Annotated in this window: 28 protein-coding genes; 16 read left to right on the forward strand and 12 right to left on the reverse strand. The window is 62.9% G+C overall.

Annotation, left to right across the window (positions count from 1 at the left end):
* Positions 1-31: 31 nt before the first annotated feature.
* The 3 genes from gatC to AB8B20_RS07235 form a co-directional block, all read right to left on the reverse strand.
* On the reverse strand, positions 32-319 hold the full coding sequence (gatC, locus tag AB8B20_RS07225; protein WP_093761362.1) for an Asp-tRNA(Asn)/Glu-tRNA(Gln) amidotransferase subunit GatC: 288 nt from the start codon (positions 317-319) through the stop codon (positions 32-34).
* A gap of 90 nt (positions 320-409) precedes the next feature.
* On the reverse strand, positions 410-1,486 hold the full coding sequence (locus AB8B20_RS07230; protein ID WP_439072132.1) for an NAD(P)H-dependent flavin oxidoreductase: 1,077 nt from the start codon (positions 1,484-1,486) through the stop codon (positions 410-412).
* A gap of 148 nt (positions 1,487-1,634) precedes the next feature.
* A complete protein-coding gene (locus AB8B20_RS07235) occupies positions 1,635-1,859 on the reverse strand; it encodes a hypothetical protein (RefSeq protein ID WP_068732430.1) in 225 nt (74 codons plus the stop codon).
* Positions 1,860-1,942: 83 nt separating this feature from the next.
* Here AB8B20_RS07235 and AB8B20_RS07240 point away from each other — a divergent pair, with 83 nt between their 5' ends.
* From AB8B20_RS07240 to AB8B20_RS07250, 3 genes are read left to right on the forward strand one after another with little or no spacing between them, the layout of a single operon-like run.
* Positions 1,943-2,500, forward strand: a complete 558-nt coding sequence (locus AB8B20_RS07240; protein ID WP_439072133.1) for a GNAT family N-acetyltransferase — start codon at positions 1,943-1,945, stop codon at positions 2,498-2,500.
* Between the two features lie 47 nt (positions 2,501-2,547).
* Complete coding sequence (ruvX, locus tag AB8B20_RS07245; RefSeq protein WP_439072134.1) at positions 2,548-3,039, forward strand: Holliday junction resolvase RuvX; 492 nt, start codon at positions 2,548-2,550, stop codon at positions 3,037-3,039.
* A gap of 4 nt (positions 3,040-3,043) precedes the next feature.
* Entirely contained in the window at positions 3,044-3,970 is a 927-nt protein-coding gene (locus AB8B20_RS07250; protein WP_093761352.1) for an AEC family transporter, read from the forward strand.
* 62 nt (positions 3,971-4,032) lie between these two features.
* Here the strand turns inward: AB8B20_RS07250 and AB8B20_RS07255 are convergent, their stop codons facing one another.
* The 3 genes from AB8B20_RS07255 to AB8B20_RS07265 all read right to left on the reverse strand — a co-directional run bounded on the left by AB8B20_RS07255 (position 4,033) and on the right by AB8B20_RS07265 (position 7,311).
* The gene (locus AB8B20_RS07255) at positions 4,033-4,827 is read right to left on the reverse strand and encodes a lysostaphin resistance A-like protein (protein ID WP_439072135.1); all 795 of its coding nucleotides are present in this window, start codon (positions 4,825-4,827) and stop codon (positions 4,033-4,035) included.
* Positions 4,824-6,470 (reverse strand): isovaleryl-CoA dehydrogenase, encoded by a 1,647-nt coding sequence (locus tag AB8B20_RS07260; RefSeq protein ID WP_439072136.1) that lies wholly within the window; start codon positions 6,468-6,470, stop codon positions 4,824-4,826. The genes AB8B20_RS07255 and AB8B20_RS07260 overlap by 4 nt, the downstream gene beginning before the upstream one ends.
* A 67-nt stretch (positions 6,471-6,537) precedes the next feature.
* Complete coding sequence (locus AB8B20_RS07265; RefSeq protein ID WP_439072137.1) at positions 6,538-7,311, reverse strand: M15 family metallopeptidase; 774 nt, start codon at positions 7,309-7,311, stop codon at positions 6,538-6,540.
* A 148-nt stretch (positions 7,312-7,459) separates the two neighbouring features.
* On the opposite strand from AB8B20_RS07265, the gene AB8B20_RS07270 reads away from it, so the two are divergent.
* The 5 genes from AB8B20_RS07270 (at position 7,460) to AB8B20_RS07290 (ending at position 12,390) form a co-directional block, all read left to right on the forward strand.
* Complete coding sequence (locus tag AB8B20_RS07270) at positions 7,460-8,413, forward strand: aspartate carbamoyltransferase catalytic subunit (protein WP_320444538.1); 954 nt, start codon at positions 7,460-7,462, stop codon at positions 8,411-8,413.
* Between the two features lie 5 nt (positions 8,414-8,418).
* Positions 8,419-9,720, forward strand: coding sequence for a dihydroorotase (locus tag AB8B20_RS07275; protein WP_439073040.1), 1,302 nt, complete (start codon positions 8,419-8,421; stop codon positions 9,718-9,720).
* Positions 9,721-9,806: 86 nt separating this feature from the next.
* Positions 9,807-10,397 carry a glycerol-3-phosphate 1-O-acyltransferase PlsY gene (gene plsY, locus AB8B20_RS07280; protein ID WP_439072138.1) on the forward strand — a complete coding sequence of 197 codons (591 nt, stop codon included), beginning with the start codon at positions 9,807-9,809 and terminating at the stop codon, positions 10,395-10,397.
* A gap of 213 nt (positions 10,398-10,610) precedes the next feature.
* A complete protein-coding gene (locus AB8B20_RS07285) occupies positions 10,611-11,042 on the forward strand; it encodes a MerR family transcriptional regulator (protein WP_120292065.1) in 432 nt (143 codons plus the stop codon).
* Between the two features lie 151 nt (positions 11,043-11,193).
* Positions 11,194-12,390: a carboxymuconolactone decarboxylase family protein gene (locus AB8B20_RS07290; protein WP_439072139.1), complete on the forward strand. Its 1,197-nt coding sequence runs from the start codon at positions 11,194-11,196 to the stop codon at positions 12,388-12,390.
* Between the two features lie 28 nt (positions 12,391-12,418).
* Here the strand turns inward: AB8B20_RS07290 and AB8B20_RS07295 are convergent, their stop codons facing one another.
* On the reverse strand, positions 12,419-12,883 hold the full coding sequence (locus AB8B20_RS07295; RefSeq protein WP_439072140.1) for a hypothetical protein: 465 nt from the start codon (positions 12,881-12,883) through the stop codon (positions 12,419-12,421).
* A gap of 83 nt (positions 12,884-12,966) precedes the next feature.
* Between AB8B20_RS07295 and dprA the strand changes: the two genes are divergently transcribed.
* A complete protein-coding gene (gene dprA, locus AB8B20_RS07300; protein ID WP_439072141.1) occupies positions 12,967-14,109 on the forward strand; it encodes a DNA-processing protein DprA in 1,143 nt (380 codons plus the stop codon).
* Between the two features lie 4 nt (positions 14,110-14,113).
* Here the strand turns inward: dprA and AB8B20_RS07305 are convergent, their stop codons facing one another.
* Entirely contained in the window at positions 14,114-14,494 is a 381-nt protein-coding gene (locus tag AB8B20_RS07305) for a winged helix-turn-helix transcriptional regulator (protein ID WP_231080341.1), read from the reverse strand.
* A gap of 97 nt (positions 14,495-14,591) precedes the next feature.
* On the opposite strand from AB8B20_RS07305, the gene AB8B20_RS07310 reads away from it, so the two are divergent.
* Entirely contained in the window at positions 14,592-15,200 is a 609-nt protein-coding gene (locus AB8B20_RS07310; protein WP_120292059.1) for an FMN-dependent NADH-azoreductase, read from the forward strand.
* Positions 15,201-15,271: 71 nt separating this feature from the next.
* Here AB8B20_RS07310 and AB8B20_RS07315 read toward each other — a convergent pair whose 3' ends face one another.
* A complete protein-coding gene (locus tag AB8B20_RS07315; protein WP_439072142.1) occupies positions 15,272-15,427 on the reverse strand; it encodes a hypothetical protein in 156 nt (51 codons plus the stop codon).
* Positions 15,428-15,576: 149 nt separating this feature from the next.
* Positions 15,577-16,350 (reverse strand): glucose 1-dehydrogenase, encoded by a 774-nt coding sequence (locus tag AB8B20_RS07320; RefSeq protein WP_089263762.1) that lies wholly within the window; start codon positions 16,348-16,350, stop codon positions 15,577-15,579.
* A gap of 126 nt (positions 16,351-16,476) precedes the next feature.
* Here AB8B20_RS07320 and AB8B20_RS07325 point away from each other — a divergent pair, with 126 nt between their 5' ends.
* Complete coding sequence (locus AB8B20_RS07325; RefSeq protein ID WP_093761332.1) at positions 16,477-16,926, forward strand: winged helix-turn-helix transcriptional regulator; 450 nt, start codon at positions 16,477-16,479, stop codon at positions 16,924-16,926.
* On the opposite strand, the gene AB8B20_RS07330 is transcribed toward AB8B20_RS07325, so the two are convergent.
* The gene (locus AB8B20_RS07330; RefSeq protein WP_244528458.1) at positions 16,915-17,121 is read right to left on the reverse strand and encodes a hypothetical protein; all 207 of its coding nucleotides are present in this window, start codon (positions 17,119-17,121) and stop codon (positions 16,915-16,917) included. The two genes, AB8B20_RS07325 and AB8B20_RS07330, sit on opposite strands and share 12 nt — an antisense overlap.
* A gap of 232 nt (positions 17,122-17,353) precedes the next feature.
* On the opposite strand from AB8B20_RS07330, the gene topA reads away from it, so the two are divergent.
* From topA to AB8B20_RS07355, 5 genes are all read left to right on the forward strand, one after another.
* Complete coding sequence (gene topA / locus AB8B20_RS07335; RefSeq protein WP_439072143.1) at positions 17,354-20,095, forward strand: type I DNA topoisomerase; 2,742 nt, start codon at positions 17,354-17,356, stop codon at positions 20,093-20,095.
* Between the two features lie 11 nt (positions 20,096-20,106).
* The gene (gene rnr / locus AB8B20_RS07340; protein ID WP_439072144.1) at positions 20,107-22,503 is read left to right on the forward strand and encodes a ribonuclease R; all 2,397 of its coding nucleotides are present in this window, start codon (positions 20,107-20,109) and stop codon (positions 22,501-22,503) included.
* A gap of 4 nt (positions 22,504-22,507) precedes the next feature.
* Positions 22,508-22,930: a DUF983 domain-containing protein gene (locus AB8B20_RS07345; RefSeq protein ID WP_439072145.1), complete on the forward strand. Its 423-nt coding sequence runs from the start codon at positions 22,508-22,510 to the stop codon at positions 22,928-22,930.
* Positions 22,931-22,984: 54 nt separating this feature from the next.
* Positions 22,985-23,722, forward strand: a complete 738-nt coding sequence (locus tag AB8B20_RS07350) for an NUDIX hydrolase (protein WP_439072146.1) — start codon at positions 22,985-22,987, stop codon at positions 23,720-23,722.
* Between the two features lie 113 nt (positions 23,723-23,835).
* Positions 23,836-24,063: a hypothetical protein gene (locus AB8B20_RS07355; RefSeq protein WP_439072147.1), complete on the forward strand. Its 228-nt coding sequence runs from the start codon at positions 23,836-23,838 to the stop codon at positions 24,061-24,063.
* Between the two features lie 51 nt (positions 24,064-24,114).
* Here the strand turns inward: AB8B20_RS07355 and AB8B20_RS07360 are convergent, their stop codons facing one another.
* Complete coding sequence (locus AB8B20_RS07360; protein WP_439072148.1) at positions 24,115-24,852, reverse strand: SDR family oxidoreductase; 738 nt, start codon at positions 24,850-24,852, stop codon at positions 24,115-24,117.
* Positions 24,853-24,910: the final 58 nt, after the last annotated feature.

Here is a 24,910-nt window from a genome sequence, read left to right on the forward strand (position 1 = left end):
GGCGGTTTCCGTCCAAACGGTTCTTGCTCGATTACTCGACGACCTTCGGCACCAGGAAGAAGTGATCCTCCGACTCCGGCGCATTCGCCGTCACCGCATCGACGATCTCGCCGTCATTGACCACGTCGGCGCGCTTCTTCATCTCCATCGGCATCACCGAGGTCATCGGCTCGACGCCGTCGACATTCACTTCCTGCAACTGCTCGACAAAGGCCAGCATCGCGTTCAGCTCGCCCTGCAGATGGGGAACTTCAGCGTCTGTGACCGCGATCCGCGCGAGATGCGCGATACGGCGAACGGTGGCAGCATCGACGGACATTATATAGGGCCTCAGGCGAAATCTGCCCGCCGTATAGCAGACGGAGGTTTCGCGCCGCAACCGGCGGACGCCTCCGCCTTGTTTGACGCCCTAGCCCCGCAATTCGGCCATCCGCGCCAATGCCGCCGCCGCCAGCGACCGCGTCAGCTCTGCCGCAGGCCGTTCACTGCCCATTCCGACCGACTGTCCGGCCCAGAGATTGGTAAAATCGGCCCGACCGAGCTTCTCGGCGGCGGCTTTCAGCGGCCCCAGCGCGGTCGCCGAATGCGGGAATGCAGGCGCATCGGGCGAGACCGGTCCAACTTCCCGCATCACCCGGTTGACGACGCCCCGCGCCGGCCGCCCGGTCATGACATTGGTGATGACGGTGGAGGCATCCGACGCCCCGGCCAGGGCCGCACGACCCGGCCCGCTGACCTTCGATTCGGGCGTACGCAGATAGGCGGTACCGATCTGCACACCGGCCGCGCCGAGCGCAAAGGCCGCCGCGATGCCACGCCCATCGGCGATACCGCCGGCCGCGATCACCGGCACCTTCACCGCATCCACCACCTGCGGCAACAGCGCGAACAGGCCGGGCTGCGTGGCGATATCCTCGGTCAGGAACATGCCGCGATGACCGCCGGCCTCCGCCCCCTGCGCAATGACCGCGTCGACGCCGCGCTCTTCGAGCCAGACAGCTTCCTTGACGATGGTCGCCGAGGCGATGACCCGACAGCCGGCTGCCTTGATGCGCTTCAAGAGCGCCGGGTCCGGCAGGCCGAAGTGAAAGCTGACCACTTCGGGCTTCAGCTCTTCCACCAGCGCGCACATCGCCTCATCGAACGGCGCGCGGTTGGCCGCATTGATGTCTGCATTCGGATCGAGCCCGAGTTCGGCGTAATAGGACGACAGCCGCTTGCGCCAGTTGGCCTCGCGTGCCGGATCGGCGTCCACCGCCGTATGGCAGAAGTAATTCATGTTGACCGGCGCGGAGACGCGTTGGCGCACTATATTGATCTGCTCACGGGCTTTCTCCGGCGAGATCATTGCGCACGGCAACGAGGCCAGCGCGCCGCCCTCCGCTGCGCCGATCATGATGTCGGCATCCTGCACACCGGCCATCGGCGCCTGCACGATGGGAAATTCGGTGCCGAAAAGGTCGATCAGTCGGCGGTCGGGCCACATGGGGGATCTCCGGATTCTTGCGACAATCTTGCGGCAATGCCTCTGAATCCAGCGGCAAAGCAGTGACGATCTTGAGACAAACGTGAGGAAATGGCACGCGCGTCATTGCCGAGCCACGTTGAGGCTAACACGGCCGCACCCGCGCGAGCTATGCGGTTGCGCGGGGGATGAGCATCCACTTGCGCAGCGCCACGCCAGCCCAGATTGCCTCCACCAGCCCGAACGGCCAGGCGCCCTGCAGGAAGCCATAGAGCGATCCAAGCCCGCAAGCGCCGGCAAAGGCCAGTGTGAACCACGGACTGCGCGCCTCCAGCGCGTAGCAGACCAGCATGGCGCTGACCGCGAACAATCCAAACAGGCTGAGGGCGTCCATAGATCGGGCTCGTGACGTAAGACGCAGAAACGCGGGAACGATGCTACCTTGCCGCAAATCACCACCGATGTGAAACGCGACCGATGACCGCTGCCATTCCCGAACTCATCACGCCCAGACTGATCCTGCGCCCACTCGTGCTGGGTGACTCCGATGCCGTGCAACGGCTCTTTCCGCAGATGGATGTCGTGCGTTTCCTGGCCAGCCGCGTGCCATGGCCCTACCCGGCTGACGGCGCCTTCACTTTCCTGCGCGATGTCGTGCTGCCAGGCATGGAGCGCGGCACCGAATGGCACTGGTCGATCCGCCTGAAGAGCGCACCGGAGCAACTGATCGGCATGATCAATGTCAGGGACAGCGGCGACGACAACCGCGGCTTCTGGCTCGATCCCGCCTGGCACGGACAAGGCCTGATGACCGAGGCCAGCGACGCCGTCACCGATTACTGGTTCGACACCCTGCAGCGGCCCGTCCTGCGTGTCATCAAGGCCATCGCCAACACCGCATCGCGCCGGATTTCGGAAACGTCCGGCACGCGCGTGATCGCCACCGAGGATCGCGACTACGTCTCCGGCCGTTGGCCCTCGGAAATCTGGGAAATGACCGCCGAGGAATGGCGCAGCCGCCGTCCGCTCCGATAATTGCGGCGCAGCGTTTGATCTGATGGCTCCGCGTGTTATGCGGGACCATGCCTGCAGTCATCCTTCCCCTCGTCGAAGCCGCCGCATATCTGCCCGCCCGCGGCGCACTGATCGGTCTCGATCTCGGCACCAAGACCATTGGTGTCGCGGCGTCCGATCCCGATCGCCGTCTCGCGACCGGCATTGAGACTGTCGAGCGAACTGCCTTCAAGGCCGATGCCGCACGCCTCATCAAGCTTGCCGCTGAGCGAAATATCTGCGGCTTCGTCCTTGGTCTTCCCATCAATATGGACGGCAGCGAGGGACCGCGCGCGCAATCGACACGCGCCTTCGCCCGCAACTTCTCGAAACTGACTGAACTGCCGATCGCCTTCTGGGACGAGCGGCTCTCCACATCTGCGGTCGAGCGCGAACTGATTGCCAATGATGTCAGCCGCGCCAAACGCGCCAAGGTCATCGACGAACATGCCGCGATCTTCATTCTTCAGGGCGCGCTAGATCGCCTCGCCGCCTTGCTGCGCACGCCGGATATTCGCTGACCCCATGCTGACGGTATTTGCCGCCCTCGTTCCGGTCTTCCTGCTCATCGTGCTCGGCTACGCGCTGCGGCGCCTGCTGCTGAAACAGAACATCGAATGGGTCGGGCTGGAACAGCTCGTCTATTATGTCCTGTTCCCCGCCCTGCTCATCGACACACTGGCGCGCGCCAATCTGGCGTCGGTGCCCATCGCAGGTGTCGGCGGTGCCTTGTTGCTCTCCGTCATCCTGATGTCCGCGCTATGTCTGGCGCTGCGTCCGTTGCTGGCGCGGGCCATCGGCCTCGATGGGCCGGCATTTACGTCGCTGTTTCAGGGCGCCACGCGTTGGCAGACCTTCGTGGCACTATCGGTCGCCGGCAATCTGTGGGGCGATCTCGGCATCACGCTGGCCTCCGTCGCCATGGTGGCGATGATCCCGCTGCTGAATATTCTGGCGGTCTGGGTGCTGGCGCATTACGCCTCACCGCAGCGGATGGCGTGGCCAGCGCTGCTGCTGACCATCGCCAAGAACCCGCTGATCTGGGCCTGCGTGATCGGCCTCGCGATCAACCTGGCCGGATTGCCCGTGCCGCGCCCCGCACACGAATTCCTCGATGCGCTCGGGCGCTGCTCTCTGGCGATGGGCCTGCTCATTGTCGGCGCAGGTCTTCAACTCGAAGGCCTACACAGACCCGGCATGGCTGCAGCACTGACGGTCGTCTTGAAACTGGCCGTGATGCCGCTGATCGCCATGGGCCTCGGCATCGCCTTCGGCCTGTCCGGCGCCAATCTCGCGGTGGTCGTCTGCTGCGCGTCGGTGCCGTCGGCGTCGAACGGCTATATTCTGGCGCGGCAGATGGGCGGCGACGCGCCCCTCCTGGCGCAGATCCTGACCATTCAGACCACGCTGGCGGTCCTGACCATGCCCGTCTTCATTGCGCTGGCGGAATAGGTTTTTCTTTTTTTGAGCATGATCTTGCCCGAAAACCGGTTCCCACTTTTCGGGATCATGGTCTAGGGCGATATCACACCGTTCGCGATGAGCAGCGTCTGAACAGTCGCCGCCAGATTGTTGAGGCCATGCAGATAGATCGTCAGCCATGTCGAGTGGCTGCGATAGCGCATATAGCCGAACAGCAGGCCGATGGTGAAAATCTCGCCGAAGAAGAACCAATCGTATTGCAGATGCATCGCCGTCCAGACCAGCGATGACGCCACGATGGCGCCAAACGGCCGCAAAAACGATTCCGACCAGCCGCGATAGAGGAAGCCACGCGCGAAAAACTCTTCGGTCATCGGCGCCCCGACGCAGAACGCGATCACGAGCAGCCACAGAGCGCCGTCGGCGCGGGCCGACTTCAGCACTTCCAGCATGAAAGTCGGCGCGGAGTCGCGCCCCATGCCTTTTGCGACCAGCTCCCAGGCGCCGACCAGCGCGATCAGCGCCACCGTGCCGATGACGTAGTTTTTCCAGGATGTTCCGCGTAGCCCCAGATAGTCCGCAAAGGATTGCCGCGCCATGCGCGTCGCCAGCCACAGCGCCAGACACACTGCCGGAAGCCCCATGAGAACCGACGCAGCGATGGTCGTACCGCTGCTCATCGCCTTGATCAACAGCGTCGCATCGAGTGGCGCATCCTTGATCAGCAGGTAATAGGCGACGACGGTCAACTGACCGACGAACATCGCGGCAAAAGCGAACAGCCCCCAGAGGCAGGTGCCCCAGAATTTCCAGACCCGGGGCGGCTTCGTCGCGGGTGGCAGATCCGAGGGTGCGATGGGAGCGATCGGCGTCTCCAGTGCACTCACTGCGGCAACGCCCGCTCGAGCAGGCCCCGACCCTGAGCTTCGGTCAATTCAGCGGTGCCGTAGATCGCGTTGCGCGCACCATCGAGGCGTGTCCGCGCAAAAAGTTCAGCATGGGGCGGATGCACCATGTTCAGCGCGGCGCAGGCCGCCAGCAACGCCAGCGATTCCACTGCTTGCCGCGCTACACGCTCGCTATCGGGCCGCAGCAAGGTGCGAATGATAAAGGCCGCAGTGTCGGCCGCGCCGGGCAGTCCGCGCGTCTCCAGCATCAGATCCTGCAGCACCGCGGTCGATGCGTCGCCTTCGCGCGACAGTGCCCGCAGCACATCGAGGCACATCACATTGCCGGAGCCTTCCCAGATCGCATTGACCGGCGCCTCGCGATAATGCCGCGCCAGAATGCCCTCCTCGACGTAACCGTTGCCGCCCATGCATTCCATGGCCTCATAGAGGAAGCCCGGCGCCGATTTGCAGACCCAGTACTTCACCACCGGCGTCAGGAAACGCATATACGCCGCCTCGGACGTATCCTCCGGCGCGAGATCGAAGGCGCGGCACAGCCGCATCACCAGCGCCGTCGACGCCTCCACATGCAGCGCCATGTCGGCGAGCACACTTTGCATCATCGGCTGATCGGCGAGGTGTTTCTGGAACACGCTGCGATGTCTTGCGTGATGCAGCGCATGGACCAGACCCGAGCGCATCAAACCGGCGGATGCTGTGGCGCAATCCTGCCGCGTCAGTTGCACCATCTGGATGATGGTGCGGATGCCCTTGCCCTCGTCGCCGACGCGCAGTGCATAGGCATCGTTGAACTCGACTTCCGACGACGCATTGGAGCGATTGCCGAGCTTGTCCTTCAGGCGCTGGAAGTTCAGCGCGTTGAGCGAGCCGTCGGGCCGGAATCGCGGCATGAAGAAACAGCTGAGGCCATCTTCGGCTTGCGCGAGTACCAGAAACGCGTCGCACATCGGTGCCGACATGAACCATTTGTGCCCGCTGATCCGATACGCATCGCCGTCGCGCACGGCGCGCGTCATGTTGCTGCGCACGTCCGTGCCGCCCTGCCGCTCGGTCATGCCCATGCCCAGCGTCATGCCACGCTTAGCCGACCATGGCGCAAAGCTCGGATCGTAGTCGCGGCTGGCAATGACCGGCATCACCTGCGCCAGCACATCCGGCTGCATCGCCAATGCCCCCACGGCAGCGCGCGTCATGGTGATCGGGCATAGATGCCCGGTCTCGACCTGCGCCGCTATATAGAATTTTGCGGCGCGCGCCACTTCGGACGCGCCGCGTGCGGACTTGCCGTCACGCGTCCATGTCGAATTGTGAATTCCCGCTGCAATGCTCTGTGCCATCAGCTCGTGATAGGCCGGATGAAACTCGACCTCATCACGCCGATTGCCGCGCGCATCGAAAGTCCGCAGCTTCGGCGTATTCTCGTTGGCCAGCCGCGCGCGTTGCGCCATCTCGGCCGATCCCCAGAGCTGACCGAATTCGGCGTGGTCGACATAGGCGAACGAGCCCTCATTCATCGCAACCGCTTCCACGAGCGGCCGGTCCAGCTCGAACAGATTGACGTCCTCGAATGGTGGCGACTGGTTGAGCACCGCATGAATGGCAGAGGTGGCGTCGGTCATGAATCAGTTCCGGCTGGAGGCGGTATTGCGAATCATTTTACGCCGGATCGACCGGGATTTCACGGGGCTATCTTGCCTGCCGTGCAATCGGGAAATCGTAGGCGCGCGCACCTGTGCCCGGGAGCGAGAAGTGCCACCATTCCTTGGAATAATTCACAAAGCCCTGCCTGCCCATCGCAGTCGCCAGGAGATCGCGCCAGCGCCGCTGCGCGGGTGAGATCGCGCGCGATCCGGTATGCGCCTTGGCATCGGAGCAATCGTAACCCGTGCCCATGTCGACGCTGCCCTCGGGCGCGCGCTGTGCTTCCGGCGCGATGCAGCTTGCATAGGCCTTGTTCGGATCGAATGCCGCCGACGCAGGCGCACGCAGATCGACCAACGTCAGATCGAGCGCCGCGCCGGTGGAGTGGCCCGAGCGCTCGGCGATATAGCCGAGCCTGAACAGATCGGTTTTACTGAAGGCTGGATTATAGCGCTTCTGCGCCGGCGTCTCGTTGCCATCGCGCGCCCACGCCACCATGTCGCGCGACGCCCGCGCCGGCCGATAGCAATCCAGCATTTTCAGCGACAGGTTTTGCGCCATCAACTCGCGCTGCACCTTCTGCAGAGCGAGGCCGACCGGGCGCTTCACCACGCATTCCGCGCTATCATAGCCGCTGAGCTTGCGGCCGACGAAATTGTTGACGCCGGCATAGCGGATGTCCTGCCGGATCGAGGGATCGATATCGCGCAGGAACACGAAATCGTCAGGCAGATTTTGCCCATGTGCGGCTACAGCGCCGAAGGCCAGAAAAAGCCCCGCCGAAACCGTCGCGACCACCTGGTTTAGAGCATGTCTCATGACGGGTTCCGGAGCTCCAACCAAGGCGATTCCGCGGGAATTTGGCCTCACCATCTTTACCCTGCCGCTGGACTGACCGGGGGATAACCCGAAACCGGCCGAATCGCGCTTGCTCCGCTTTTCAACTCTGCCTATAGCTTTCGTTTTAATGACCCAAGCCACGAAATCCTCTTTCGTCCTCGGACACCGGCATTTGCTGGGCATCGAGGGCCTTTCCGCCGCGGATATCACCGGCCTCCTCGACCTGTCCGAGGAATATGTCGAGCTGAACCGCCAGGTCGACAAGAAGCGCTCCAGCCTGCGCGGTCGCACCCAGATCAATCTGTTTTTCGAGAATTCGACACGCACCCAGTCGTCGTTCGAACTGGCCGGCAAGCGGCTCGGCGCCGACGTCATGAACATGTCGGTGTCGTCGTCCTCGATCAAAAAAGGCGAGACGCTGATCGACACCGCGATGACGCTGAACGCGATGCATCCGGACATTCTCGTGATGCGCCATCATGCCTCCGGCGCGGTCGAACTGCTGGCGCGCAAGGTCGACGGCTCCGTCATCAATGCCGGCGACGGCGCCCATGAACATCCGACGCAAGCCCTGCTCGACGCATTGACCATCCGTCGCAACAAGGGCCGCCTCGAAGGTCTCACGATTGCGATCTGCGGCGACGTGCTGCATTCGCGGGTCGCCCGCTCCAACATTCTCTTGCTCAACACGATGGGCGCACGCGTCCGCGTGGTCGCGCCCTCCACGCTGCTGCCACCGGGCATCGAGCGCATGGGCGTCGAGGTCGCGCGCGACATGCGCGAGGGCCTCAACGGCGCCGACATCGTGATGATGCTGCGGCTGCAGCGCGAGCGCATGAACGGCTCCTTCGTGCCGTCGTCCGCCGAATACTTCCAATATTTCGGCCTCGATCAGAAGAAGCTCGCTTACGCCAAGCCCGATGCGCTGGTGATGCATCCCGGCCCGATGAACCGCGGCGTCGAGATCGACTCCCTCGTCGCGGACGGCGCGCAGTCGCTGATCCGCGAACAGGTCGAGATGGGCGTAGCGGTCCGCATGGCCGTGCTCGAAGCGCTCGCGCGCAACCTGCCGAACGCGTGATGCCCATGCTGACAGATCGCCGCCCTATCCTCCTCGCCAATGCGCACCTGATCGATCCATCCAGCGATCTCGACGGCGTCGGTGACGTCCTGATCGCCGACGGCGTGATCCGCGATGCCCGCCGTGGCATCGGCGCGGCCGGTGTGCCTGAAGGCACCGACATCATCAATTGCGTCGGCAAGGTCGTGGCCCCCGGCCTCGTCGACATGCGCGCTTTCGTCGGCGAACCCGGCGCCAGCCACCGCGAGACTTTCGCCTCCGCCAGCCGTGCAGCCGCAGCCGGCGGCATCACCACCATCATCTGCCAGCCGGACACCTCGCCGACCATCGACAATTCTGCCACCGTCGACTTCGTCCTGCGCCGCGCCCGCGACACCGCCATCGTCAACATCCATCCGATGGCCGCCCTGACCAAGGGCCTCGAAGGCCACGAGATGACCGAGATCGGGCTGCTGAAAGCGGCCGGCGCCGTCGCTTTCACAGATGCCGACAAGAGCATCACCAACGCGCAGATCATGCGCCGTGCGCTGACCTATGCGCGCGATTTCGACGCACTGATCGTGCATTACACCGAGGATCCCAACCTCGTCGGCGAAGGCGTGATGAATGAAGGCGAGCGCGCGTCACGGCTCGGCCTGATGGGCATTCCCAATGCCGCCGAAGCCATCATGCTGGAGCGCGACATGCGTCTCGTCGCCCTCACCGGCGGGCGCTACCATGCGGCCTCACTGACCTGCATCGAATCCATCGAGATCCTGAAGCGTGCCCGCGACGCCGGCTTGCGTGTCAGCGCCTCCGCATCGATCAATCACCTGACGCTGAACGAAAACGATATCGGGCCCTATCGCTCTTATCTCAAATTGTCGCCGCCGCTCCGCACCGAAGAGAACCGCCGTGCGCTGGTCGAGGCCGTCGCGTCAGGATTGATCGACGTCATCATGTCCGATCACAATCCGCAGGACGTCGAAACCAAGCGCCTGCCATTCGCCGAAGCCGCGCCGGGTGCCATCGGCCTCGAAACAATGCTGTCGGCGGGATTGCGGCTGATCCACAATGGCGAGCTCACCTTCACCCAGTTGATCCGTGCGATGTCGACACGCCCGGCCGAACTGCTCGGCCTGCCGGGGGGCACGCTACGCCCCGGCGCTGTCGCCGACATCATCGTCATTGACGCCGACGTACCGTGGGTGCTGGATCCCGCGGACCTGAAATCGCAATGCAAGAATACTCCATTCGACGAAGCCCGCTTCACGGGGCGCGTCGCACGCACTATTGTCGGCGGACGCACCGTTTACGAGCACGTCTAACGCCATATGCGTGTCTTAGGACACCGAAAGCGCGGAGCGCGTCTGGGAGCACGAAAGTGCGAAGCGCGTTTTAGAATAGAGGTCCAATGATCGTTCTCTACATATTCGCCGCCGCGCTCGGTTATTTCCTCGGTTCCGTCCCGTTCGGACTGGTGCTGACCAAGCTCGCCGGCACGCAGGACATCCGCACCATCGGCTCGGGCAATATCGGCGCCACCAACGTGCTGCGCACCGGCCGCAAGGGCCTCGCAGCGGCGACGCTGCTGCTTGACGCCCTCAAGGGCACCGTCGCCGTGATCATCGCCGGCAGCGTCGGTGGTCCAATCCCGGCCATGATCGCCGGTCTCTTCGCCTTCCTCGGTCACCTCTTCCCGGTCTGGCTCGGCTTCAAGGGCGGCAAGGGCGTCGCCGTCTATATCGGCATCATGTTCGGCCTGTACTGGCCGGCCGCCATCGTGTTCTGCCTCGCCTGGCTCGCCTGCGCTTTCACCTCGCGCTACTCGTCATTCTCGGCCCTGACCGCCAGCGCCATCACGCCGATCTTCCTGTGGTGGGCCAAGGCACCGCAACTCGCCGTGCTGGCCACCGCGCTGACGCTGCTGCTGTGGTTCATGCACCGCGAGAACATCAAGCGATTGCTGAACGGCACCGAAGGCAAGATCGGCGCGAAAAATTGAGTCAGGCTGCCTATGTTCGTGATCGCGAACGGTCGATATCCTTCACCACCGTGCTGCCTGCACGGCCTGATCCCGATCCGGCATCACCGCTTTTGATGCCGATAACTGCATGCGAATGCCGCTTCGTCAGCTCCGAGCGAAGAAGTATTTGCTGTTGACTTAGAGCGCACTCTAACCTGTAGCAAGGTCAGCGTCGTGACGAGAAGACAGACCATGAAAATCGGAGAACTCGCAAAGCGCGCCGGCCTGTCAGCACACACGATCCGCTATTACGAGCGGATCGGGCTGCTTCCTGGCGCACCGCGCAACGCCTCCCGTCAACGCGAATATGACGCTTCCATCTTGGTGTGGATTGCCTTTCTCGGACGCCTCAGGACGACCGGGATGCCGATCCGCGACATGCTGCGATACGCTCAGCTGCGCGAGCGAGGTTCGCAAACCACGGAAGACCGTCGGCTCATCCTCGAGCAACATCGGACCAACGTCCGTGCTCGTCTGGCCGAACTTCATGACTGCCTTGCCGTCCTCGACACCAAAATCGCCGGCTATTCCGGCCTGAACACGGTGGAGAAGGACAATGACGCTGCCACGGATCACCAGACACGGCACATCCGCGAAACGCTCGCGCGCGCCCTTAAAGATTGAGATCGCCCCGCAGGAGAACGCGGACGCCCCCGCCAGCGAGGACAGTCCGCCGGACAAAATTGCCTCCCGCCGCAACTTTCTCACAGCGCTCGGCGCAGCGGGGGCTTCGTTGGCCGTTCGCGCGCAAGAAGCCAATGCAGGAACAACAGCAATGGGCAATGAGCGATTCGCACGCGGCCTCGACATACTGCGCAAGGTCGGCGGCGAGAATTTCGACGGCCCCGTCAACAGCCTGGCGGAAGTATCTGCGGATCTCGCGCGCTTCACTGTGGAGTATCCGTATGGCGACGTGCTGTCTCGGCCCGGGCTCGCGCTTCCGCTGCGACAACTTTGTACGGCGGCAATGCTGCTCGCCGATGGAAGTGCCCAGCCGCAACTGAAGTATCATATGGCGGGCTATCTCAATGTCGGCGGCGAGCCGCGCGTCCTCGTCGAACTGATGTTCGTCTCCGTCGCCTTGCTCGGTTTTCCTCCGACCATCAATGCGATCGGGCTGTTGCGCAGCATTTTCGCCGAACGAAAGCTCGCTTTCGTGCCGGTCGAGCTCGCCACGGACGATGGAACCGGACGCGCGCAGAACGGCAGCGAAGCTGTAAGCCGCCTCACCGGCGGCGACATGCAGGCATATTTCGGCGAGTTTGAAAAAGCCTCGCCCGATCTGGCGCGGCTCTCGGTCGAATTCGCTTTCGGCGAAGCACTTTCGCGACAGGGTCTGGATTTCAAGGCCAAGGCGCTTGTGATCGTCGCCATGCTGGCGGCAGGCGGCAATCATGCCGCTGCCCTCCGCCAGCACATCCAAGGCGCACTAGCCCAAGGCATAACGCGAGACGAGGTGGTTGAACTTTTGATGCAGGTTAGCGTCTATCGTGGCTTTCCGTGCGCCTTGAATGCCTTTGCGGTTGCCAAGGAAGCCTTTGGCGACACCGCCGTAAGCCAGCCTATATCGTTCCGCCCGGCCAATACCGAAACCCGGCAGATGCGATTGCAGCGCGGACGCGCGGCGCTCGGAAAGACCTCGGGTGCATCCGGAGATGCCGTAGTCCGAAGCTTTGACGATATCGCCCCTGACCTCGGGCGAATGATTGTCGAACACTCCTATGGCGAGATCTTTTCGCGCACGGGGATTGACGCCAGGACGCGAGAGCTAACCGCCTGCGCAGCCCTCGCCGCCGTCGGATCGAAGACCGCCGAGACACCGCTTCGCGTGCACATCAATGCCGCTCTGAATGTGGGAGCCAGCCGAGACGAAATTCTGGAGACATTGCTCAACCTAGCCCCCTATAGCGGCTATCCCGCCGTCCAGCAGGCGGTCCGGATCGCGGCTGAGGAATTCGGCAAACGAGGCTAGCCGCGATCAACCCGGCGTCAGTGTCGGTTTAAAACACCCGAGCGCCCTGCTTCGCGTCGAGATCGAACTCCCAGATCTCGACGCCGCGGCTGATCAGGTGGCCGTTGTTCTTGATATAGTGCGAGATCAGACTCACCTTCGAATGTGGGTGAAGATGTTTGAGCACGAACAAAATCTTCCGATAGTCGCGCGGCGCCGCACCGAACAGCAGCATGGCTTCGTTCATGCCGCGGATCTTGGCGCTCGGCCGATTGCCGGACACTGTCCAGGTGTAGGACTTGCACTCCACCAGGACGCGCGGGCTGGCGCTGCCGAGATCGAAGCGCTTGTTCTTCTGCAGCCGGTGGCCGACGGGTACGACGAAATTGCGCGCAAGCTGCACGCCCTCGGAATGAAAGAAGATCTGCGCCGCTTCCTCGAACTCACGCCCAACGGCGGCGTTGCTCGATGCACCGATCCGCTGGAAGTTGTTCACGTCCCAAAGCATTGCCATCACTGAACACAAGCCATCAGGGCTCACCCCTACTCTCGCACCTTAAGTGCGAATGTCAATTGAATGCATCCTTAAGTTGATAGATGCTCTCCACAGGGGAGCGTGGCTTGGACAGCATCTCACAGGGCAGCACACAGCTTACGGACACCCAGCGGCTCGATTGGTTGCGGCTGATCCGCAGCGACAATGTGGGGCCGCGCACCTTCCGGTCGCTGATCAACCATTTCGGCAGCGCACGCGTCGCGCTGGAGCGACTGCCCGATCTGGCGCGCCGCGGCGGTGCGACCCGCGCCGGCCGGATCTGCAGCGCCGACGATGCACAGCGTGAACTCGACCTCGGACGCAAGATGGATGTCGCGCTTATCGCGCCCGGTGAGCCCGGCTACCCGCCGCGATTGGCGGGGATCGACGATGCACCGCCGCTGCTCGGCATCCGCGGCAAAGTGGACGCGCTGATGCGGCCGATGATCGCCATCGTCGGCTCGCGCAATGCGTCCGGCGCGGGACTGAAATTCGCGGAGAGACTGGCGCGCGATCTCGGCGATGCCGGATTCGTGATCGTGTCGGGCCTCGCACGCGGCATCGATCAGGCCGCGCACCGCGCCAGTCTGAATGGCGGCACCGTGGCTGTGCTGGCTGGCGGTCATGACAAGATCTATCCGCCCGAACATGAGGACCTGCTGTTCGCCCTGCTGGGCAACGGCGGCGCGATTTCGGAGATGCCGCTCGGCCATGTCCCGCGCGCCCGCGATTTCCCCCGCCGCAATCGTCTGATCTCGGGCGCCGCACTCGGCGTCGTAGTCATCGAAGCGGCGCATCGCTCGGGCTCGCTGATCACGGCGCGGATGGCCGCAGAACAGGGGCGCGAAGTGTTCGCCGTGCCGGGCTCGCCGCTCGATCCCCGCGCCGCCGGCACCAACGACCTCATCAAGCAAGGCGCAGCGCTGGTGACCGAAGCCTCCGATGTGATCAATGCGGTCGCGCCGATCATGGAGCGGCCGATCGAATTGCCGAGCCGTGAACCTGACGACGTCACGTCATTCGATGAACCAGACAGCAGCGACCGCGCACGCGTGATCGCATTGCTCGGTCCAAGCCCGGTCGGCATCGACGACCTCATCCGCCTCGCCGGCACGTCGGCCGCCACCGTCCGCATCGTACTGCTGGAGCTCGAGCTTGCCGGACGGCTTGAGCGTCATGGCGGCGGGCTGGTGTCGATGATCTGAGGACTCAGTCCTCCGAATTGCGCCCGTCGAAGTTTTTCCGCGCCGTGTCGATATCGGGCAGATGTTGCTGCGCCCATTCGCCGAGCTTTATGACCGGATCGCTCAGGCCTCGGCCGAGATCCGTGAGTTCATAGTCCACACGCGGAGGCACGGTCGGAAACACGGTACGCGTCACCAGACCGTCGCGTTCGAGCCCGCGCAGCGTCAGGGTCAGCATCCGCTGCGAGATGCCTCCGATCATGCGCTTCAATTCGTTAAAGCGCCGCGGGCCGTCCCTGAGCAGCATGATCACCAGCACGCTCCACTTGTCGCCGACCCGCGCCAACACCGAGGCAACGCCGCGACAATCGCTCTCCTGATGCGGAATCGCCGGCAAAGCAGGCACCTTTTTGTGCTCGGGTTTCAAAATTGTGCCTTCTTGTGCGGTTTCGGCCAGTCACTCATGTAGCGTCAGTTACAAACCTATACCATGAGGTGACCACATGAAACTGCTCCATATCGATTCCAGCGTTCTCGGCCCCCATTCCGTTAGCCGGCAGGTTTCCGCCGCCATTACCGACCGGCTGGCCAAGGCCAATCCTGGCCTTGAGACCACCTATCGCGATCTCACCACCACGCCGCTGGCGCATCTGTCCGGCTCCCATCTCGCCGTCGCGCAGGGCGCAGCGCCCGATGCGGCGCTTCAGCCCGATCTCGCCGCCGGTAGTGCCGTGCTGGAGGAGTTTCTTGCTGCCGATATCGTGGTGATCGGCGCACCAATGTACAACTTCACCATTCCGAGCCAGCTCAAGGCGTGGATTGATCGCATCCTCGTCGCCGGCAAGACATTCAAATACGGCGACAAGGGTGCCGAAGGCCTCGCGGGCAGCAAGCGCGTCATCGTCGCCATTTCACGCGGCGGCTTCTACGGCGCGGACATGCCGACGGCTGCCGGCGAACATCTCGAAACCTATCTGCGCTGGGTGTTCGGCTTCATCGGCGTCACCAATCTCGAATTCATCGCCGCCGACGGCATCATGATGGGACCGGAGCTACGCGAGAAAGCCGTTGCCGGTGCCTTGCAGGCAGCGACAGATCTGCACGCGGCGTAAGCCAAGACTGCCATAACGAGCTTGAACCGGCCCGCCGGTTCAAGCGGTTTTGCTCGTCGGGAAGCGAAACCTCAGAACCACTCACCCGGCACATATTTATCGAGCAACAAAACGCTCAACGAGATCAACAGGCCGATTGCGCTAAACAGTGCGACCGTAGCGAGTGGGTGACTTTCGGTACTTGCAGAAATGACCGCAGGTTCGGAGATGCGCGCGACTTTGGTCATGTGGCCTCCTGTGCGTCGCTCCAGCCCGCTTCAAATGTCTGACCGGCAGCCGCAATGGTTCAGCGCATCCAAACATTATCTTCAAGAGATACCGACGTACCTCGAACGCGTTCGAGAACGCCGGCACTCTTGCACTGTTTGATCAGCGATCAGCCACGAAACGCCGGCGCGCCGGCTGGCGACGACGTGACGCCGCCATCGACAAAGATCTCCGCCCCCTGCACGTTCGATGAATCGTCGGATGCCAGAAACAGCACCGTCTTGGCGACCTCTTCAGGCTTACCGAAGCGGCCGAGCGGAATGGTCTGCGAAATCCTGGCCTCCAGCGCCACCTTGGCTTCCGGCGTCGGCGCGGTGCGATCCCAGATCGGTGTCGTCGTGCCACCGGGCGAGACCACGTTTACGCGGATGTTGCGCGGCGACAGTTCGGACGCCATCACGCGGGCCATCGCGCGCACGCCCGCCTTGCTCGCGGCATAGGCGGCATAGCCGGGATTTCCGAGCACGGAGATCACCGAACCGTTGAGAATGATCGACGCGCCATCGTTGAGATGCGCGGCTGCCGCCTGCACGGTGAAGAACACGGCGGTGATGTTGGTCTTCAAGACGGACTCGAACACATCGAGCGCGGTGCCACCCACTGGCGTATGCGCGCTGATGCCTGCATTGGCGAATACGATGTCGAGCTTGCCGAATTTCTCGACAGCTTTGGCCACGGCATTCTCGGTGGCAGCAATGTCAGTCGCATCAGCCACGATGCCGATCGCATTCGGGCCGAGTTCGGCCACCGCCGCGTCGAGCCTCGCCTTGTCGCGACCAGTGATGGCGACCTTGGCGCCCTCAGCGACGAAGAGCTTCGCCGTGGTCAGTCCAATACCGCTATTGCCGCCCGTGATGAGCGCCGTCTTGTTCGCCAAACGCATGGTGATCTCCTGATGATCAAGTGGTTGCTTTTTAAAACCACATTGCCATTTAGGGCGGATGGTTTCATAATGCAACCACATGTCCGCTAATCACTGCATTTCTTTTTCCCGCCGCTGGAAAGTCGCATGGCCAAACGCACCAGTCTCAAGGACTCCACCTGCCCCGTCGCCCGCTCCATGGAGGTGATCGGCGACTGCTGGACGATGATGATCATCCGCGACGCCATGCTGGGCGCGCGGCGCTTCGGCGAATTCCAGAAGAGTCTCGGACTGGCGAAGAACATTCTCGCCGTCAGGCTGAAAGCCCTCGTGGAGGACGGCATCCTGAAACTGGAGCCGGCAGCCGACGGCAGCGCCTATCAGGACTATGTCCTGACCCCGAAAGGCCAGGCGGTTCATCCAATCATGGTGGCGCTGCGCCAGTGGGGCGAGGATTATGCGTTCAAGCCCGGCGAACCGACGACCATCATGGTCGATCGCAAGAGTGGCAAGCAGATCAAGAAGCTGGAACTGCATGCGGCCGACGGCAGGCTGCTCGGCTATGGCGACACCACGATTGTGCCCTCAACTGCCTGAGGGCTTGCGCAGTCCTTGCAGCCGCAGGATTTCCTCGGTTTCGAGATGCGCCATGTCGAGCAGGTAAGCGAGCATGTCGTGGCGATGGCGGCGCGCCATCCGCGACAGATCGCGGACCGCACTCTTTATATAAAGAGCCGCCTCCTCGGGCCCACCATCGCCCTGCGCCTGATCGTCCGGAATGGGCGGTGTCATAGGCATTCCCTACCCGGGCAGTCCGGGCGAAATCAGCACCAACGAAGCATCAAATCACACCCCTAATGGTTGCATTTTACAACCCTTGGTAAGTGATTGGGAACCAACAGACGCGGCCATCAACAACTCACGATTTGACACGGGACCCCTTCGCACCCATGTTCGCCGCGAAACGGCTGGCGCGACTCTCGCAGACCCAAGCCGGATTCCCCCTGTAAGTTATTGGAATCACATGAATCTCGTCATTGTCGAGTCGCCTTCAAAGGCCAAGACGATCAACAAGTATCTGGGCAAGGACTATGAGGTCCTGGCGTCGTTCGGCCATGTCCGCGACCTTCCCGCCAAGAACGGATCGGTCGATCCCGACGCCAATTTCCAGATGATCTGGGAGATCGACCCCAAGGCGGCTAGCCGACTGAACGACATCGCCAAGGCCGTCAAGGGCGCCGACAAGCTGATCCTCGCGACCGACCCTGATCGCGAAGGCGAAGCGATCTCCTGGCACGTGCTCGAAGTCCTCAAGCAGAAGCGCGCGCTGAAGGACCAGAAAATCGAACGCGTGGTGTTCAACGCGATCACCAAGCAGGCCGTCACCGACGCGATGAAGAACCCGCGCGAGATCGATGGCGCACTGGTCGACGCCTATATGGCGCGCCGTGCACTCGATTATCTGGTGGGCTTTACGCTTTCTCCTGTGCTGTGGCGCAAGCTGCCCGGCGCCCGCTCCGCCGGCCGCGTACAATCGGTCGCGCTGCGCCTGGTCTGCGACCGCGAGCAGGAAATCGAGAAGTTCATCCCGCGCGAATACTGGTCGCTGGTGACCACGCTGGCGACGCCGCGCGGCGAGAGTTTCGAAGCCCGCCTGGTCGGCGCTGACGGCAAGAAGATCCAGCGTCTCGATATCGGCACCGGTGCGGAAGCCGAAGACTTCAAGAAGGCCATCGAAGCCGCCAACTTCACGGTCTCCACGGTCGACGCAAAACCCGCGCGCCGCAATCCGCAGGCGCCGTTCACCACCTCCACGCTGCAGCAGGAAGCCAGTCGCAAGCTCGGCTTTGCACCCGCGCACACCATGCGCATCGCGCAGCGTCTGTATGAAGGCATCGACATCGGCGGCGAAACCACCGGTCTCATCACCTATATGCGAACCGACGGCGTGCAGATCGATCCCTCCGCCATCACGCAGGCCCGCTCCGTCATCGGCGAAGACTACGGCAAGCAATATGTGCCGGACGCCGCGCGGCAATATACGAGCAAGGCCAAGAACGCGCAGGAAGCGCATGAAGCGATCCGTCCGACCGATATGTCGCGTCGCCCGGCGAGCCTGCGCGGCCGTCTCGATAGCGATCAGTCGCGGCTTTATGAATTGATCTGGATGCGCACCATCGCCAGCCAGATGGAATCCGCCGAGATGGAGCGCACCACCGTCGATATCGCTGCCAAGGCAGGTTCGCGCCTGCTCGAATTGCGCGCCACCGGTCAGGTCGTGAAGTTCGATGGTTTCCTTGCCGTCTATCAGGAAGGCAAGGACGACGACGCCGAGGATGAAGATTCACGCCGCCTGCCCGCCATGAGCGAAGGTGAAGCGCTGAAGAAAGAAAACCTCGCGGTTACCCAGCATTTCACTGAACCGCCGCCGCGCTTCTCGGAAGCCTCGCTGGTCAAGCGCATGGAAGAGCTCGGCATCGGCCGTCCCTCGACCTATGCATCGATCCTGCAGGTGCTGAAGGATCGCGGCTACGTTCGTCTCGAAAAGAAGCGCCTGTATGGCGAGGACAAGGGCCGCGTCGTCGTCGCCTTCCTCGAGAACTTCTTCGCCAAATATGTGGAATACGATTTCACCGCGGCGCTGGAAGAGAACCTCGACAGGATCTCCAACAACGAGATCTCCTGGCAGCAGGTGCTCAAGGATTTCTGGACCGACTTCATCGGCGCCGTGAACGAGATCAAGGATCTGCGCGTGGCGCAGGTGCTCGACGCACTCGATGAGATGCTTGGCCCGCACATCTACGCGCCGCGCGAAGATGGCGGCGATCCGCGCCAGTGCCCGACCTGCGGCACCGGTCGTCTCAATCTGAAGGCCGGCAAGTTCGGCGCCTTCGTCGGCTGCACGAACTATCCGGAATGCCGCTACACGCGTCCGCTCGCCGCCGATAGCGGCGCCAACGCCGATCGCGTGCTCGGCCCCGATCCGGTGTCAGGTCTCGAAGTCGCGGTGAAGGCCGGACGCTTCGGGCCCTATATCCAGCTTGGCGACGCCAAGGATTACGAAGAAGGCGAGAAGCCGAAGCGTGCCGGTATTCCGAAGAACACGTCGCCCAGCGATGTCGAACTCGATCTGGCACTCAAGCTCCTGTCGCTGCCGCGCGAGATCGGCAAGCACCCGGAGACCGGCGAGCCGATCACCGCAGGTCTCGGCCGTTTCGGACCGTTCGTGAAGCATGAGAAAACCTATGCCAGCCTGGAAGCCGGCGACGAGGTGTTCGATATCGGCCTCAATCGCGCGGTCACGCTGATCGCCGAGAAGATCGCCAAGGGCCCATCAGGCCGCCGCTTCGGCGCCGATCCCGGCAAGCCGCTCGGCGACCATCCGACCCTCGGCGGCGTTGCCGTGAAGGGCGGGCGTTATGGCGCCTATGTCACCGCGGGCGGCGTCAATGCGACGATCCCGAGCGACAAGACGCAGGAGACGATCACGCTCGAAGAGGCCATCGCGCTGATCGACGAGCGTGTGGCCAAGGGCGGCATCAAGCCGAAGCGCGGCGCCAAGAAGGCACCGGCGAAGAAGGCTGTCGCCAAGAAGGCCGACGCAGCCGAGAAGAAGCCGGCGGCCAAGAAGGCTGTTGCGAAGAAAGCCGCAGCCAAGCCCAAGGCTGAGGGCGCTGCTGCCAGCAAGGCGCGCGCACCGGTCAAGGCGAAAAAGACGGTCGCCAAGAAGGCTGTGAAAACGGTCGCGAAGAAGAGCGCTGGCTAGAACGGATAATTGTGAACAAGAAACGTGACAGCAGCTTTCCAACCAGGGATGCCATCGTCGCGTTCGTTCGCGCGTATCCCGGCAAGATCGGCACCCGCGAGATCGCGCGTGAATTCGGACTGAAGAACGCCGCCCGTGTCGAGCTCAAGCGCATGCTGCGCGAACTCGCCGACGAAGGCGCCATCGCCAAAAAGGGCCGCAGCGTGCGCGAGCCCGCAGCGCTGCCACCGACAGTGCTGGTCGACATCACCTCGCGTGATACCGATGGCGAGTTGATCGCCACGCCCGTCGAATGGGACGAGGCAGACGGGACGGTGCCAAAAATTCGCATTCACACGCCGCGCCGTCCCCTGCCCGGAACCGCCGCCGGTGTCGGTGACCGCGCGCTGCTGCGTATCGAGAAGATCGAGAACGAGGGCGAATTAGCCAGCTATCAGGGCCGCGTCGTGCGCGTCCTCGAAGGTGCCCGCACGCGCCTGCTCGGCATCTATCGCGCGCTGCCGAATGGCGGCGGACGCCTGATCCCGGTCGACAAGAAGCAGGCCGGGCGCGAACTCAACATCGCCGCGTCAGACGCCAATGGCGCCGAGGACGGCGATCTCGTCAGTGTCGATCTCATTCGCACGCGTGGCTATGGCCTCGGCTCCGGCAAGGTGAAGGAACGGCTCGGTTCGCTCTCCTCCGAGAAAGCGGTCAGCCTGATCGCGATCCATTCCCACGATATCCCGCAGGCGTTCTCCCGCGATGCGCTGAAGGAAGCGGAAGCCGCGCAGCCTGCGACATTGCAAGGACGCGAAGACTGGCGCGACGTGCCGCTGGTCACCATCGATCCGCCAGACGCCAAGGACCACGACGACGCCGTTTACGCGGAGCTCGATTCCGATCCGAACAATGCAGGCGGATACATTGTCAGCGTCGCCATCGCCGATGTCGCCTTCTATGTGCGTCCCGGCTCGGCGCTCGATCACGACGCGCTGATCCGCGGCAACTCCGTGTACTTCCCCGACCGCGTCGTGCCGATGCTGCCCGAACGCATCTCCAACGACCTGTGTTCGCTGGTGCCGGGCGAGCCGCGCGGCGCCCTCGCCGTGCGCATGGTCATCGGCGTCGATGGCCGCAAGAAGTCACATACATTCCATCGCATCCTGATGCGCTCGGCGGCCAAGCTGAACTATGCGCAGGCGCAGGCCGCGGTCGACGGCCATCCCGACGATACCACCGGCCCGCTGCTCGAACCGATCCTGAAGCCGCTCTATGCGGCCTATGCGCAGGTGAAGCTGGCGCGGGACGAACGCGATCCGCTCGACCTCGACATTCCCGAGCGCAAGATTCTGCTCAAGAAGGACGGCACCGTCGATCGCGTCATCGTGCCGGCGCGTCTCGATGCGCATAAACTCATCGAAGAGTTCATGATCCTGGCCAACGTGGCCGCAGCGGAGACGCTTGAAAAGAAGGGTCTGCCGCTTATCTATCGGGTACATGATGAGCCTTCCGTGGAGAAGGTTCACAACCTGCAGGAATTCCTCAAGACCCTCGACATGCCGTTCGCCAAAGCGGGCGCATTGCGGCCATCGGTATTCAACCGGGTGCTGTCACAGGTCAAAGGTCAGGATTCCGAACCGCTGGTGAATGAAGTGGTTTTGCGCTCGCAAGCCCAGGCGGAATATGCCGCCGAGAATTACGGACATTTCGGTCTGAACCTGCGCCGCTACGCGCATTTTACCTCACCTATCAGGCGATACGCAGATCTGATCGTGCATCGCGCGCTGATCCGTGCGCTCGGGCTCGGCGAAGGCGCACTGCCCGAGACCGAAACCGTGGAAACGCTGAGCGAAATCTCGGCGCAGATTTCGGCCACCGAACGCCGGGCCATGAAGGCCGAGCGCGAGACGTCCGACCGGCTGATCGCGCACTTCTTGGCCGACAAGATCGGCGCCACCTTCCGCGGCCGGATTTCCGGCGTCACCAGGGCTGGACTCTTTGTCCGATTGACCGAGACCGGCGCCGATGGCCTGATCCCGATCCGCACGTTGGGCACCGAATACTTCAACTATGACGAAGCTCGCCACGCCCTCGTCGGTACACGCAGTGGTGCCATGCATCGGCTGGGCGACGTCGTCGACGTCCGTCTGGTCGAGGCGGCACCGGTCGCAGGAGCCTTGCGGTTCGAAATGCTCTCCGAGGGCAATGCCGCCCCACGGAGCCGCCGACGCGAACATGCCCGCAGCAATGACGCTGCAGACCGGCCGCGTCATCCGGGTGCCAAACCTTCTGGTGCGACGAAGTTCAAATCGTCGAAGAAGGTCAAGGCGCCCAAGAAAGCCAAACCCGGTCGCAATGCCCGGCAGGCTGCCAAAGCTGACAAGGCTCGTGCCGGTGGTAACCCCGGCAAGCCGAAAAAGGGGTAACGTCATGATGACATTGACCACACCGAAGATCTGGAGCGCGACGCTGGATTCCTCCGCCAAACGCAATGTGTGGACCGCGATGAAGCGCGGCTTCGCCTGCCGTTGCCCGAACTGCGGCGAAGGCAAGATGTTTCGCGCCTTCCTGAAAACCGCCGATCACTGCGACAAGTGCGGACAGGATTTCTCTGCACACCGCGCCGATGATCTTCCCGCCTATCTCGTGATCGTCATCGTCGGTCACATCGTCGTGCCGATCGCATTGTGGATCGAGACCAACTACTCGCCATCGGTCGCGCTGCAACTTGCGATCTACCTGCCGATCACGCTGATCGCGTCGCTGTTGCTGCTGCAGCCGGTCAAGGGAGCCGTGGTCGGATTGCAGTGGGCATTCCGCATGCACGGATTTGGCGACGGCGCGGCCGACTGATACGTTCTCCGTCTACTTGAACAACACGTAATAAGAAGAATTTCAGGAGACGGAATGAGCGACGCAGTCGAGATCGGCAAGGAAGCCGACCACCATCCCTATAAGCGTCCGCGCGACGCTGCGACCCTGATGCTGGTCGATCGCTCCGGCCCGATTCCGAAAGTGCTTGTTGGCAAGCGTCACGACAAGGTCGTGTTCATGCCCGGCAAGTTCGTCTTCCCCGGCGGCAGTGTCGACAAGACCGACAACAAGATTCCGGTGGCTGCACCTGTGCCGCCGGAGCTTGAAGCCAACCTGATGAAGGGCAGCCCGAAGACGCCGCCGTCCCGCGCGCGTTCGCTCGCTGTCGCCGCGATCCGCGAAGCCTGCGAAGAAACCGGCCTCTGCCTCGGCCGCAAGGTTGATGGCGCGACCAGGAAGCTCCCCGGCGTATGGGAAGCCTTCAGCGATGCAGGTCTCCTGCCCGATCCCTCAGGCCTGTTCCTGATTGCGCGCGCCATCACACCACCCGGCCGTATCAAGCGCTTCGATACGCGTTTCTTCACAGCTGACGCATCGTCGATCGCGCATCGCGTCGAGGGCGTTGTGCATGCCGATGCCGAACTGGTGGAACTGGTCTGGGTCGAACTCGGCTCCGCGCATCTCGCCGACGCGCACGCAATGACGAAGAACGTGCTCAATCAATTGCAGCAGCGTCTCGCCACCGGCCCGCTCCGTCACGACGCGCCACTGCCCTTCTTCCATTGGTACAGCGGCAAGATGCAGCTCGACATGCTGCCGGGAAATATCTGAGAAAATCAGATAATCCGATCACGATGTTCGGCTTATTTAGCTGTTTCCTTAGCGGGATAATTGGTGCAACGCAGTACTAGCTGCTAATTTTGCGCTAATAGGAACTCCCAGTTATGGGGCAGATGAACTGGACATCGGAGGTTGAACCTTCGACATTTACACGCGCGTCGCTGGAGTATCGTCGCAAGGCGTCGGCACTCAGCCAGCGGGCCAGCGTGGAAGCCGACCCGCGCAAAGTTCGTGCATTGCTGCAGCTCGCCATCTCGTGGATTCAGGTCGCTGAAAACGAAGAGCTGATGGCGAGCGAGTATCGCGCCAGCGCGCACATGCATAATTTCTGACACGAGAAGACGCCGCATCCGCGGCGTCTTCCTGCTCTGCCAAGCCCGTCGTCAGATCTGCGCGAGGCCACCGTCGACGAACAATTCTGCGCCGGCGACGAAGCTGGAGTCATCCGATGCCAGGAACAGAACCGCCTTGGCGATTTCGTCGGCGCTGCCGAGGCGTGCCAGCGGCACGAGACCCGCGAGGTACTTCTGCGTCTCGCCATCGGCATAGGCATCCATACCGGGCGTCGCGATCGGTCCGGGGCTCACGACATTGACCCGGATCTTGCGATCCTTGAGATCCGCCGTCAGCGAGCGCGCAAAGGAGCGCACAGCCGCCTTGGTCGCGCTGTAGACCGTGGAAGCCTGGAAGCCCTTGATGCCGACCACCGAGCCCGTCAGGACCACCGACGCACCATCACTCAATAGCGGCAGCGCTTCCTGCACCGTGAACAGCAGGCCCTTCACATTGATATCGAACATCCGGTCGTAATCGTCCTCGCGAATGCCGCCGAACGGCGTCGCCTCGAAGATGCCGGCATTGGCGAACAACACGTCGATCCTGCCCTTGGCAGCCTTCACCGTATCGAACAGATGCGCGAGATCGGCGAGCTTGGCGGCGTCCGCCTTCACGCCGACCGCCTTCGGGCCGAGCTGCTTCACGGCGGCATCGAGCTCGGCCTGACGGCGGCCGGTGATGAACACGGTGGCGCCCTCGTCGATGAAACGCTGCGCCGCGGCCAGGCCGATGCCGGCGCTGCCACCGGTGACGACTGCGATTTTGCCTTCGAGTTTGCGGGTCATGATGCTCTCCATCTGATTTTGGGGCGGCGCCATCGCCGTCCGACATCGAGAACATCGT

It is taken from the genome of Tardiphaga sp. 866_E4_N1_4, assembly GCF_052076075.1.
Taxonomy (GTDB): domain Bacteria; phylum Pseudomonadota; class Alphaproteobacteria; order Rhizobiales; family Xanthobacteraceae; genus Tardiphaga; species Tardiphaga robiniae.